Consider the following 13,385-nt stretch of genomic DNA (forward strand, 5'->3'; position numbering starts at 1 on the left):
TTTTTAAGGTGTCACACCTATATTTGGTTTTAGCAGTGATTGATGTAAGCTGTGGAGTAATTTAGTTTCTTTAGTTAAAATTTATGATTTGAGCCGAACTATAACTTGAATTCTCGATAAACAAAGATATGGTGTAAATTGATTTAAGCGGTCGAAAGTGAATGAGTGGTTTAAAAAACAAGATTAAAGCAGCTACCTTAGTCGATATCCTCCGTAATCGGGCTGAGAAGCAGCCACATCAAAAAATATATAATTTTTTGGTGGATGGAGAAAATGAGGAACTGAGCCTGACATACAGCCAGTTAGAACAAAAAGCCCAAGCGATCGCTGCCTATCTCCAATCTGTTATTTCTCCTCAAGACCGAGTTTTATTACTGTATCCTGCTGGATTAGACTACATCACCGCTTTTTTTGGTTGTCTTTATGCAGGAGCGATCGCAATTCCCGCTTATCCTCCTCGACCTAACAGATCTTTGCATCGGATTCAAAATATTCTGCAAAACGCTCAAACAGATCTGGCTTTAACCAATACAGATACTCTTCAAAGTTTAGAACGACAACTCGACAGTACTCCAGAACTAAAGAAATTACGTTGGATTACTACCAATACCATTGCATCCCATGAGGGAAAAAACTGGCAAGAACCCAATGTTTCTCAAGATAGTATTGCTTTTTTGCAATATACTTCAGGTTCGACCGCAGAACCCAAAGGTGTCAAAATAGCCTATCAAAATTTGCTCCACAACCTCGAAGCAATTCATCGTTGCTTTAGACATTCTCCTCAGAGTAAAGGTGTAATTTGGTTGCCACCCTACCACGACATGGGACTGATTGGCGGTATTCTTCAGCCCCTTTATGGTGATTTTCCCGTGACATTGATGTCACCCCTAATGTTTTTACAAAACCCTCTACGTTGGCTCAAGGCGATCGCTCGCGATCAGGCTACTACCAGTGGAGGGCCTAATTTTGCCTACGACTTGTGCGTTCGGAAGTTTAAACCCGAACAATTGACAGGATTAGATTTGAGTAGTTGGCAAGTAGCTTTCAATGGTGCAGAACCAATCAACCACGAAACTCTAAACCAATTTGCCGAGATTTTTGCTCCTTATGGATTCGACCGATCCGCTTTCTATCCTTGCTATGGCATGGCGGAAGCTACTTTGATTATTTCTGGCGGTTCAAAAAATAGTGCCGTGGTGACCAAGACAGTACAAAGAAAAGCATTAGAGCAAAATAAAATTGTCTCTAGCGATTCTAGCGATTCCCATCCCCATACTTTAGTTAGTTGCGGTCAAAGCTTAATCGATCAAAAAATTGCGATCGCCAATCCCGAAACTTTGGTTAGCTGTAAACCAGGAGAAGTAGGAGAAATTTGGGTGTCCGGTTCTAGTATTGCCCGTGGCTATTGGGAACAACCTGAGATAACCGAGGCAACCTTTAATGCTTATCTTCAGGATACCAAAGTCGGGCCTTTTTTAAGAACAGGAGATTTAGGTTTTCTAGATCGGGGTGAATTATTTTTTACTGGTCGCCTAAAAGATATGATTGTTATCAAAGGACGCAATCACTATCCCCAAGATATAGAAAAAACCGTAGAAGAAACTAATTCTTGGATTAGACCCAGTGGTGTTGCCAGTTTCTCGATTGATATTCAAGGAGAAGAGAAATTAATCGTTTTAGCAGAAGTAGAACGTCGTTATTGGACTAGCAATCGCTCTAAAGCGAAAGCTAACGGTAATTCTGCTTCAGATTTGATTGAGGTTAAGGATTTGACTCAATTAATTAAGCGAGAAATTTCCAAAAACCACGATTTGCAGGTATACACTACCTTGTTACTCAAACCTGGAAGCCTGCCCAAAACTTCTAGCGGTAAAATTCAACGTCACGCCTGTCGTACAGATTTCTTGGCTAATTCTATAGAAGGATTACCTTTATAAAAGTAATTCAACCTCGGAAAAATGATTTTCCACCAAAAATAAATAGAAAATTTCGTAGTTAGCCGTTAACTTTTGAGCGATCGCTTTTATTCTATCAACCACAGCGATCACATACTCCAGGGACTCTTATCTCATAACTTTCAGCCTTTAAACCCGAACGCAACTGGCTCAAATCCAAAGTTTAAAATTGATTTGCAGATATATCCTCAATCGCACCATAATTGGAACAATGAAAATGATGTCGATTATGGATTAGGTGCAAGATCTCAGTCATAAAACGCTAAGTTTTTAGATAGATTTAAACCTCACTCAGATCTATAGATACAATACTAAAAACGATCATAAATATTATGAACAGCGAAAATAAATGCCCTTTTATAGGTGGTACTCAGAAATTGGCGGCGGGTAGTGGCACAGCAAACCGTGACTGGTGGCCGAATCAGTTGAACCTGAAGATCCTGAACCAACACTCACCCCAATCTAATCCTATGGGCGTAGCATTCAACTACGCCGAAGCATTCGAGAGCCTAGATCTAGATGCGCTCAAGAAAGATATTTTTGAGCTGATGACCGCATCTCAGGACTGGTGGCCAGCGGATTACGGTCACTATGGACCTCTCTTCATTAGGATGGCATGGCACAGTGCTGGAACTTATCGCATTGGCGATGGTCGAGGTGGTGCAGGGACTGGAAACCAAAGGTTTGCACCGCTCAACAGTTGGCCCGATAACGCAAATCTTGACAAAGCGCGCATGCTACTATGGCCTCTCAAGCAAAAATATGGCAAAAAAATCTCCTGGGCCGATCTGATGATTCTCGCTGGTAACTGTGCTTTAGAATCCATGGGTCTTAAAACTTTCGGCTTTGCAGGTGGACGGGTAGATGTTTGGGAGCCAGAAGAAGACATTTACTGGGGTAATGAAACCGAATGGCTGACAAATGACAAACGATACACTGGCGATCGTGAACTCGAAAATCCCCTCGGTGCAGTTAAAATGGGTCTGATCTACGTTGACCCAGAAGGACCAAACGGGGAGCCTGACCCTGTTGGCTCGGGTCGGGACATTCGCGAAACCTTTGGACGGATGGCAATGAATGATGAAGAAACAGTGGCACTCGTTGCGGGGGGACACACCTTCGGTAAATGTCACGGTGCTGGTGATGCAGCACTTGTTGGTCCTGAACCTGAAGGCAGCAGTATAGAGCAGCAAGGTCTCGGCTGGAAGAATAGTTTTGGCACTGGTATAGGAGTTCATGCAACTACTAGTGGTATCGAAGGTGCATGGACTAATAACCCCGTGCAATGGGACAACAACTATTTTGAAAACCTGTTTGGCTATGAGTGGGAATTAACAAAGAGTCCTGCTGGCGCACACCAATGGATACCTAAAGATGGAGCTGGAAAAAATGATGTTCCCGATGCCCACGATCCTAATAAGCGTCATGCACCCATTATGACTACAGCCGATATGGCTATGCGCATGGACCCTGCCTATGAAAAAATTTCGCGTCGCTTTTACGAAAATCCCCAAGACTTTGGAGATGCCTTCGCGAGAGCTTGGTTCAAACTAACCCACCGCGATATGGGACCTCGCATTCGATATCTTGGTAAAGAAGTTCCTCAGGAAGAGCTTATTTGGCAAGATCCCATTCCCAAAGTGACTCACGAGCTTGTTAATGAAGAAGACATTGTTCTGCTTAAGGAAAAAATCTTAGCTTCAAGACTTTCGATTTCGCAACTGGTTTCCACTGCTTGGGCATCAGCTTCCACCTTCCGCGGTTCAGATATGCGCGGTGGAGCAAACGGGGCGCGTATTCGTCTCGCTCCACAAAAAGATTGGGAAGTTAATCAACCCAAGCAATTAGCTATGGTGCTAGATCGGCTAGAAAAGATCCAGACGGAGTTTAATAATGCACAACTTAATGGCAAAATGGTATCTCTTGCCGATTTGATTGTTCTAGCTGGATGCACAGCAGTCGAGCAAGGGGTGAAGAAAGCAGGATACCGCGTCAAACTCCCTTTCACACCAGGACGTACAGATGCGTCGGCAGAACAAACTGATGTAGAGTCTTTTGCAGCACTCGAACCATTCGCAGATGGATTTCGTAACTATGTCAAAGCTAAATCTGCTGTATCGGCAGAAGAATTATTGATTGACAAAGCACAATTACTCAAGCTAACAGCACCTGAGATGACAGTTTTGATTGGTGGACTCAGAGTTTTGGGGACAAACTACGATAGTTCTAAATATGGAGTTTTTACTAGTTCTCCTGAAACCCTCAGTAATGATTTCTTTGTAAATCTGCTGGATATGGGTACAACATGGAAAGCCACTTCTGAAGCTGAAGACATTTTTGAAGGGCGCGACAGAGCAACTGGCGAGCTAAAGTGGACTGGTACTCGCGTTGACTTAATCTTTGGTTCAAACTCCCAGCTAAGAGCTATTGCGGAAGTTTATGGTTGCCAAGATTCAAAAAAATCGTTTCTGAGAGATTTTATCATTGCTTGGACGAAGGTAATGAACCTCGATCGCTTTGACTTGAAGAAGGGATAAATATATAGTCTACATTTGATAAGAAATTCCCGCTTGTTTGAAACGACGTAACACTTCTCCCAGGCGATCGCAATCTGCAATTAGACTAATTCTGACATAGCCTTCTCCTGCTTCGCCAAAAGCATTTCCTGGGGTAATAACCACCCCAGTTTGTTGTAAAACATCAAGGGCAAACTGAGTCGAACCTTGCCCTAGAGGAGTTTCTATCCAAAGATACATAGTTGCTTTAGAAGGAGTGATATTCCAACCTAATTCTGCCAAACCTTTAATTAAAAAGTCTCTTCTGGTGCTGTAGCGATGTTGAACGTCTTGAATGTATTCATCGGGTAACTGCAAAGCGGTTTCGGCAGCTTTTTGAATGGCAGAAAAAATACCGTAGTCTAAATTGGTTTTAAGCGTCCGCAAGCCCTGAATTATTGTAGAGTTCCCCACCACAAAACCAACGCGCCAACCAGCCATGTTATAGGTTTTGGACAGGGTATGGAATTCTACACCAATCTCTTTTGCTCCTGGTATTTCTAGCAAAGATGTGGGTTGATAGCCATCGAAGGCTAACTCGGCATAGCAAAGATCGTGAACTAGTAGGATCTCATAGTGACGGGCGAACTTAACTGCCTCTTCAAAAAATTTCCTGGGTGCGGTGGCAGTAGTCGGATTATTGGGGTAATTAAAGTAAAGAATTTTAGCTTTTTGGGCTACATCTTCGGGGATAGAGCTAAAGTCAATCAGCCAATCTTGCTCTGCTGATAAATGTATGGGATAAATTTTTGCCCCTGCAATTAGAGGCCCGCGAAAGTGCGCGGGATAGGAGGGAGTGGGGACGAGAATCGTATCTCCAGGATCGACATAAGCCATTGCCAAATGTCCTAAACCTTCCTTTGAACCAATCAAGGGTAAAGCTTCGCTGTCAGGGCTTAATTCAACGCCATAGCATCGTTGATACCAAGTTGTAATGGCTTGACGAAAGCTAGCTGTGCCTTCAAAGGGTGGATAGCCATGATTTAGAGGATCTTGTAAAGCTGCGATCGCAGCATCGATAACGGGTTGGGGTGCAGCACCATCGGGGTTGCCCATTCCTAAATCTATCAAGTCGAGTCCTTGCTCTCTGGCGCGGGCTTTTAGTTCGTCTAAACGAGCAAATACGTAGGGAGGCAATGCACTTAAACGCTCGGCACGACTAATCCAATCTAAACTCATATTCACAGCTAACAATTTACGTAGCTTCCTATTCTCTCATTAAATTGTTGAATTTTGTGGTGGAAAATCTAAGAAATAAGTGACAGGAGATATGTATTGAGATATTCTATAGCGGTCCTCAATCGGACAAGAATATGTAGATTTGTCTGTTGCTTGGTCGGTAAACAGACGTAAATCGAGACATTTGCGCGCTATCCAGTCGAGTTCGGCTTCGGTATCGGTGGCAGAAATTCCCACTAACAAGTTTAAACCGCGATCAATACTGGCTATTTCTTGACTGGCTATTTCTTGTCCTTCAACTGTTACTGAAGAAGATTTGACTCGCTGGATGATAACGCGCATTTGATTGATTTAGTTACGAGAAGATCGTAAAAGAGTCATCAAAATGTAGTAGAACAATAAAGCTACTGAAGCAAATAACTCTAAAGAAGCTGCAACATATTGATGGGTTTGATATTTGTGAATGATATTAGAAGTAGTATACAAAATTGCAGCGGTTGCAAATACTATCATCACCGCAGAGAAGATCAATCCCAGGGTAAAGCCAAAGAGAACGCTACAGATAATCAAACCTAATGCAATAAAACTACCAATTCTCAGGAAATTTCCCAGAAAAGAGAAATCTTGTTTAGTCGTAAAAGCGATCGCCGTAATACCTGCAAACATCATTCCTGTCAGAATAGCAGCCATCGGAATCAGATTGGGATCGTTGGCATAATACGCAGCAATATAAAGTATGGGTGCAAAAATCAGGGCTTCCCCCACAACATACATACCCAACCCCGCATACTGGGTATTAACATCATCTGCTTTGGCGATTAAGCTTCTAGACATCCACCCTAATAGGGAAAAACCACCCAAAATCATCAGCCAACCAAATCTATTTTGATAGATAAAATTGGTAATTCCTTCGGCAATACCAGTTTGGAATAAAATAAACTCTACTAGAATAAAGGCTGCAACTGCCCCTGCTAGATGAGTATAAGTCTTTTTAATAAATTCTTGGCGATCGCTCGGACGCGCCTGTGCCACACTTACCATAGTTTTTTTTTACCTCATCGAGGTTTAATAATAATTTTCACTTGAGAACGAATACTAACTGTATTTTAGCTAACTTCAATAATTGCTATAGCGATCTCAAACAATGACAATAAATCCAATTGAGGAACTGTCATCTAGGTTTAATTCTAGCCAGCAAACTTTTATAAGATATTTGGTAATTGAATTGTAGTTCACAAAAAGTTATGGTAACAAGCAAAAAATCTCTCAATCAAGATCATAGTTCGGCTTGGATAATTCAAACTTGGTTGTCTTTTTTTATTTCTATATCTGCCACAGCAGTGGGTGTGATGTATTTACCTGTAGATGGTTGGATCAAAGGTTTTATGGGAATGGGATTAACCTTTACCGTTGGTTCGACTATCAGCTTGACTAAAACTCAGAGAGATATTCACGAAGGCAAAAAATTAACGAGCAAAATTGAAGAGGCGAGAGTGGAGAGAATTTTAGCCGAACACGATAGCCTCAAATAACAGGATAGTACAGTAGTGGAGTAAAGTTTTAACCATTACTTGTGGAAATATAATATGGATTCATTACAAATCAAGACGGTAGGATATCAAGCTGAAATAGCTGCAATCAAACATATTAGGACAAAAGTATTTCAGGAAGAACAAGGAGTATCCGCAGAACTAGAATTTGATGGTTTGGATGCAGATACAACTCACTTTCTGGCTTATATCAACCATGAAGCTGTAGGTACGGCGAGAATTAGAGAAATCGATCGCGATACAACTAAGATAGAAAGACTGGCAGTATTACCCCAAGCCAGAAAGCAAGGTATTGGTAAAAAATTAATGTCTGCTGCTTTGGAAGTTATTTCAGACCAAAATAAAATTAGAGCAATAGTCTACTCACAAGAATATATTACACCTCTCTATCAGGGATTGGGTTTTGAGATAGTCGGAGAAAAGTTTAGCGAAGCTGGTATGAGTCATGTAAAGATGGTCAAGCAGTTATCGTAAAACGATTGAGTTTGGTGAGAGAAAACAGACAGTTTAGTTGGCAACAAGGGTTAATTATTCTCGGTTTGATTTGGTTATTCGGGGCGGTGTGCGATCGCTTTTGGTATTCTCTAGATAATTCTGTACCAGCGTGGGATCAGGCTGACTATCTCAATGGTGTCTTGAATTATGCCGAAGCTTTGCAAACTTCTCAATGGTTGAGTGGGGAATGGTGGCGAAGTTTTTGGTTGCTGTCGAACAAGATACCACCTCTAAATTATATTCTCACCGCACCTTTAGTTAATTTATTCGGTACGACTGAAGATGTGGCAACTTTGATTATGTTGTTTTACAGTGCGGTATTGCTGGTTTCTGTCTATGGCTTGGGTGTAGTCTTGTTTGATGTTAACACTGGCTTGTGGGCAGCAGGGCTATGTCAATTAATTCCTGGTTTATATTATTATCGTTTGGAATTTATTCTGGATTATCCCCTGACTACTGCTGTTATTTTTAGTTTTTGGTTGCTTACTCTTTATTTTTTCAATCAAAATAAACTAAATGGCTGGATACTCGGCATTTTATGGGGAATATCCTTTGGCTTGGCTATGTTGATGAAGCAAACCGCTTTATTCTTTTTATTTTTCCCTTTATTGTGGGTTTTTCTGAGCGTCCTCAAGAAACGTCAATGGTTGCGTTTGTTGCAGCTAATTAGTTCTTTGCTAGTCGGTATCGCCGTCGCTTTCCCCTGGTATCGTACTAACTGGCTATTGATTCTTACTTCAGGAAAACGGGCAACGGTTGATTCTGCGATCGCCGAAGGAGATCCTGCCTTAAATACTCTCAATGCTTGGACTTATTATGGCAAAATTTTACCTTACCTGCTTTCTTGGCACTTGTTAATCATTCCTTCAGTAGGATTATTAATATATCTAATCCGCAAATATATTTATCGACGCAGTAATACCAAGAATTTAATTTATGCAAACAAAAAAGCCTGGATCTCGATCGCAGTCTTCTTGTTAGGGGGTTATTTTCTTTCTTCCCTGAATATTAATAAGGACGCTCGTTATATTTTACCTCTACTACCCGTACTATCCTTAATATTAGCTGTCGGCTTATTATCTTGGCGCGATCGTGGAAGAAAATATATTCTATGGATAACAGCTAGTTTGGGAATTATTTTGATACTGTTGAATATCTTTCCTGTGGGTGGAGAGGCTATTGCTAGCAAACTCAATCCTCGTACTCAACGCTATCCCTATACTGGGAAATCTTATCCCCATCCTGAAGTAATCGCCGAAATCCAAAATATTTCTCCATATTTGAGAACAGTACTGGGAATCCTGCCTTCAACTCTCCAAATAAATCAGCATAACTTTTCTTTCTACGGCAAGCAAAACAATGCTCGTATTTCTGGTCGTCAAGTAGGAGTTAGAAAATCAGAAATATTACCAGATTCGCGATCGCTAGATTGGTTTATTACCAAAACAGGAGAACAAGGATCTATCCCAGAATCTCAACCAGCTATAGTCAAACTAGTTGAACAAGGAAAAGACTTCAAATTGCAAAAAACCTGGCAACTACCCGATGATAGCTGGTTAAAACTCTACCATCGCGATCGCCCTGCTGTCGAAGTTGTCCCCATCACCCTATCACCCAGTCTCCCCATCACCCTATCTCCCTATCTCCCCATCACCCAGTCTCTCCCAGGCGTACCTATTCCTGTTACCTATCAATGGCAAGGCGATCGCCATACTTTAGAATCTGGTATGGTGTTATTAACTTGGGAACACGAAGATAACCCTAATTCTTTTTGGATACACGATCTCGCTATAGGAATGGGTGCATTAAACTTTTCTCATACTGTTGAAGATGGAGAATTTTTCCAAGTTATAGCACGAACGGCTATGTTACCTCCTGGAAATATACAGCCAGGTAAATATAATTTGCAAGGGGTTTATTTAGATCGCCATACTGGAAACACTCAACCCATAGATCTTAGTTCCACCTCAATTATTATCGATCCCCAAGCAGCCCCAATTACCGCGCCAGAATTGGATCTTGTGACTCAATTACGCAATACTGCACCGAAGATGGCAGAAAATATTCAAGGATTAGAACCTATTTTTGCCCAAACTGCCCGCATCAATCAATATGATGCCCAACAAGACTATTTAAAACAAGCAGAATTAAGCTTATCTTATCGGTTAAAACACCAACAGGTTAGCCCCCCGCAACAAAAAGATTGGCTATATGCGATCGCTTTGTCTCAAGTCTTACAGCAAGACGTAAACGGCGCGATCTCCTCTTTTAAGCAGATTACTAATTTATATCCTCAAAACCCCTATGGATATGCTTATTTAGCCTTTGTGTATCTCTATGATTGGCAACCCAGACTTGCCGAAGTCGCACTAAACTCTGCTATCGAAATCAATCCCAATATTCCTGAACTAACAACTCTTCAGGGAGCAGCAGCAGTTATGCAAGGAAGGTTGATTAAAGCTTGGAAACTGTTTAATTATTAATTACTGATGGAAAAAAGTATTCTCAGGAAAAAAATATTAAAACAAAGACAAGAACTCTCAGAACTAAAATGGCAAACTAAAAGCAATTTAATTTGCGATCGTCTTATAAGTTCGCCTTTATTCTTACAATCGAATACTATTTTTGCTTACTTTAGTTTTCGTAAAGAAGTAGATCTAAATCCTTTATTTTCTCTTAATAAACAATGGGCTTTTCCTCGTTGCGTTAACAAATCTTTAGTCTGGCATTTATGGCAGCCAGGAGACTCTTTAATTAAAGATAAATATGGCATTCCAACACCTTTAGAAAGCGCGCCCATAGTAGAGGCTTTATCGGCTGATTTAATTCTCATTCCTACCGTTGCTTGCGATCGAGAAAAATATCGTTTGGGCTATGGAGGAGGCTTTTACGACCGATTGCTGAGTTCTTCTCAATGCTGTGGTATTACTACTATTGGTGTCGTTTTTGACTTTGCTTATCTAGATCGACTACCCAGAGATTCGTGGGATATAAAATTAGATTTTGTTTGCACCGAAACTAAATTTTTAAATCCATAAAATAGCATTCTCAGGGAAGTTTGTTAATAAGGAACTTAATTACTTTATAAACCAAATAACAATAACAAGTAATGAAGATATGTTAAGAGTTATCTAAAATTTATTAAGCAATTGTGCTGATCAACTTTTTCATAATAGATAATTTCATTTAAGGTTTGTTAAGTAAATAGAGATAAGCATTTAAAAAAAATAATGCTTTTGCTAGTCTGTTAAGACAGCAATTAATTCAAATAATATTTAAAGCTTTAATTCCATCATATTTTTTACTAAATAAACATAAAAACCAAGTTTTTCTCAAATCTTATGCAACACTTTCACGACGAATGGATTCAAGAATGGTGCGATCTCAATGGATGGACAGATTTAGTTCGCGAACGCTACAACAGCTATTGGGCTTTTCCTCCTAACTGTGTTATGCCAGAACCTATTCCCCAAAAAGTGATGAGACTAATCAAAAGCGAAAAAGGTTTAAGCCATAGCGAACAAAAGTTGTCACTAGCCACCGTAGCTATAACCGTTCTCGCTTTGGTTTTTACCTGCTTATGGATGTCACCAATGCCATTAATCTTAGCCTTTGGATTTAGTGCGATTAGTTTTGCTAAAATGGAATGCGAAATCTAAATTATTCATCAATCTTCAAAAACCTATCAGAGTTCAAAATAACTAGGATAAGTTCAAAATATTTGACTTTAGTTTAGTATCAGAAGACCATAAATAATATAAATAATAATGTAGCTGAAAATTTGGCAATTATTTTTGAGATAGGGCTGCCAATTGGCTACATTAAAAACTATGTTATATAGATATTTAAACTATGTTTGACTTGGGTGGTAATCGACCAGAAATAAAACAACAAAAATGGCGATCTCAATTAGATCGTTTTGTTACAGATCAGCAATTAGAGCTTGCTGCTTTAGCTTGGGGATTAAAACAAGAGTGGGGGGAAAGCAATGATATTTTGGGCATAGACCTAAAACCCACCCCCCATTTTGTTGCTTGTTCTTCAGAGGATCTCCAAGCATTAAACAAAAATACTAGAGGACAACTACAGGAAATTTTAGGTATTGTTGATGGCTACGACCCAAAAATCGAAGTTGTAATCATCGCAATTGGAGAAGGACAAGTTAAATTAATCAATTTTCAACCAGAATCAACACCATCTGATTGTTTCTCTACAACTGATGGTAATATAGATCGACTAATTGCTACTTTAGAAACTGCATTGGCAAACTATATTATTTAATCAAACAACAAGCCATTAAAATGTAGGGTAATATGTTATTTATTCATAAATTAATGGGCATATTTGAGATATAAGAATAAAATTTATAATTTTCTTTTATATGTCTAGCTATAATAGCCAAGCTCAGTTAGTTGTCGCTCCAAATTATTCTTCGATCACTCTAGCTTTACCCGAAATAAAACTGACACAAAAATTATGGCACAGCCCTATCTGGATATTGAGTAGCTTAGGGTTGTTTATGACTTTAATTAGTTTAGTTGTTTATGGAAAATGGAAATATAAACAACTGAAAAAGGCTATTCAATACGAACAAACCAAAGTAGCTAGTTTAGAAAAAAGATTAAACACTGCGTTAGGGACTATTCGTCAGTGGGAAGAAAATCCTGACTTAATCAACTCTAGGGACTGTAATCTAGACTATATTAGAATGCGAATGCAAGAATCCGTATTCCGCAATGTACTGGTCAATCAAGCTAAAGTAAAAGTCAAACAGTTTGTTAGTACTGCCATGCGGATTAACCTGTCTCAGAATGCTGGAGGTGGTATTGCTAGCAAGAATGGCTTCAATATTAACGAAACATTTGACGTTACTTACAATACAGATAGCCAAGGCAAGAGTATTCGTCGAGTGCTATTTCGCATTCAAGTCAAATTGACTAAATTACCGACTCAATCTACTTCTCAAACTATTAATCAAATTGTCGAATGCGTAGAAATGTTTCTTAGTCCGACGGAAAGACGGAGTGAATGGCAATCTGGTAATTTGAAATCTGACCGACGCAGTGACAACTGGCTACCGACAATTCAAGGACATATTGTTACCATGAGTTGGAATCAAAAAGCCAAACCAACGCCCCTACTTTTATTAGAACAACATAGTGGTGATGTCAATGTGAGTTTTCGCACCAAAGTTGCTCGCAAATACCGAACTTTTACCAGTAGAAAGGGATAACGTAAATTTACTAATATTAAAGCAAGTGAATTTTCATACTTTTTCAGGTAACTAAAATGTTGCAATTTTTGTTGACATGGTTAGCGACAGCAGTTTCGCTGATTATTACTGCCTTTTTTGTCCCAGGCTTTGCTATTGTAAGCTTCTCTTCCGCTATTCTAGGAGCAGCTATATTGGGACTCGTTAATGCAATTGTCAAACCAATACTAGTTATATTTACTCTTCCTCTGACAATTTTAACTTTCGGTTTATTTTTGTTAGTTGTTAATGCAATTTCTTTAGGTTTGGTTAGTTATTTAACCCCAGGCTTATTAGTGAGTGGATTTTTCCCTGCATTACTTGGTTCTATTGTATTGACTGTAGTATCTGGGTTTGTCGATCGAATTTTCTTGGCTATTGAATCCCCCAATAACTAATT

At 39.7% G+C, this 13,385-nt stretch carries 12 protein-coding genes and 1 pseudogene; 10 read left to right on the forward strand and 3 right to left on the reverse strand.

What is annotated here, in order from left to right:
* The first annotated feature begins 161 nt into the window (after nucleotides 1-161).
* The gene (locus I4641_RS14045; RefSeq protein ID WP_229641167.1) at nucleotides 162-1,937 is read left to right on the forward strand and encodes a fatty acyl-AMP ligase; all 1,776 of its coding nucleotides are present in this window, start codon (nucleotides 162-164) and stop codon (nucleotides 1,935-1,937) included.
* 350 nt (nucleotides 1,938-2,287) lie between these two features.
* Complete coding sequence (gene katG, locus I4641_RS14050) at nucleotides 2,288-4,492, forward strand: catalase/peroxidase HPI (RefSeq protein WP_229641168.1); 2,205 nt, start codon at nucleotides 2,288-2,290, stop codon at nucleotides 4,490-4,492.
* Between the two features lie 9 nt (nucleotides 4,493-4,501).
* On the opposite strand, the gene I4641_RS14055 is transcribed toward katG, so the two are convergent.
* From I4641_RS14055 to I4641_RS14065, 3 genes and pseudogenes are all read right to left on the reverse strand, one after another.
* Nucleotides 4,502-5,689 carry an aspartate aminotransferase gene (locus tag I4641_RS14055; protein WP_229641169.1) on the reverse strand — a complete coding sequence of 396 codons (1,188 nt, stop codon included), beginning with the start codon at nucleotides 5,687-5,689 and terminating at the stop codon, nucleotides 4,502-4,504.
* 114 nt (nucleotides 5,690-5,803) lie between these two features.
* A pseudogene (locus tag I4641_RS24175) lies at nucleotides 5,804-6,031 on the reverse strand (D-aminoacyl-tRNA deacylase); the annotation flags it as partial.
* A gap of 9 nt (nucleotides 6,032-6,040) precedes the next feature.
* Complete coding sequence (locus I4641_RS14065; RefSeq protein WP_229641171.1) at nucleotides 6,041-6,730, reverse strand: Bax inhibitor-1/YccA family protein; 690 nt, start codon at nucleotides 6,728-6,730, stop codon at nucleotides 6,041-6,043.
* Nucleotides 6,731-6,933: 203 nt separating this feature from the next.
* Between I4641_RS14065 and I4641_RS14070 the strand changes: the two genes are divergently transcribed.
* From I4641_RS14070 to I4641_RS14105, 8 genes are all read left to right on the forward strand, one after another.
* On the forward strand, nucleotides 6,934-7,221 hold the full coding sequence (locus I4641_RS14070; protein ID WP_229641172.1) for a YiaA/YiaB family inner membrane protein: 288 nt from the start codon (nucleotides 6,934-6,936) through the stop codon (nucleotides 7,219-7,221).
* Between the two features lie 54 nt (nucleotides 7,222-7,275).
* Nucleotides 7,276-7,713: a GNAT family N-acetyltransferase gene (locus I4641_RS14075; RefSeq protein WP_229641173.1), complete on the forward strand. Its 438-nt coding sequence runs from the start codon at nucleotides 7,276-7,278 to the stop codon at nucleotides 7,711-7,713.
* Between the two features lie 14 nt (nucleotides 7,714-7,727).
* Nucleotides 7,728-10,217: a glycosyltransferase family 39 protein gene (locus I4641_RS14080; RefSeq protein WP_229641174.1), complete on the forward strand. Its 2,490-nt coding sequence runs from the start codon at nucleotides 7,728-7,730 to the stop codon at nucleotides 10,215-10,217.
* A 6-nt stretch (nucleotides 10,218-10,223) separates the two neighbouring features.
* Nucleotides 10,224-10,772 carry a 5-formyltetrahydrofolate cyclo-ligase gene (locus I4641_RS14085; RefSeq protein WP_229641175.1) on the forward strand — a complete coding sequence of 183 codons (549 nt, stop codon included), beginning with the start codon at nucleotides 10,224-10,226 and terminating at the stop codon, nucleotides 10,770-10,772.
* A gap of 303 nt (nucleotides 10,773-11,075) precedes the next feature.
* A complete protein-coding gene (locus tag I4641_RS14090) occupies nucleotides 11,076-11,393 on the forward strand; it encodes a slr1957 family protein (RefSeq protein WP_229641176.1) in 318 nt (105 codons plus the stop codon).
* Nucleotides 11,394-11,586: 193 nt separating this feature from the next.
* Nucleotides 11,587-12,015, forward strand: a complete 429-nt coding sequence (ccmS, locus tag I4641_RS14095) for a beta-carboxysome assembly chaperone CcmS (RefSeq protein ID WP_229641177.1) — start codon at nucleotides 11,587-11,589, stop codon at nucleotides 12,013-12,015.
* Nucleotides 12,016-12,115: 100 nt separating this feature from the next.
* Nucleotides 12,116-12,967, forward strand: coding sequence for a hypothetical protein (locus tag I4641_RS14100; RefSeq protein WP_229641178.1), 852 nt, complete (start codon nucleotides 12,116-12,118; stop codon nucleotides 12,965-12,967).
* Between the two features lie 56 nt (nucleotides 12,968-13,023).
* On the forward strand, nucleotides 13,024-13,383 hold the full coding sequence (locus I4641_RS14105; protein ID WP_229641179.1) for a phage holin family protein: 360 nt from the start codon (nucleotides 13,024-13,026) through the stop codon (nucleotides 13,381-13,383).
* Nucleotides 13,384-13,385 lie beyond the last annotated feature (2 nt).

The organism is Waterburya agarophytonicola KI4 (assembly GCF_020640915.1).
Lineage (GTDB): Bacteria > Cyanobacteriota > Cyanobacteriia > Cyanobacteriales > Xenococcaceae > Waterburya > Waterburya agarophytonicola.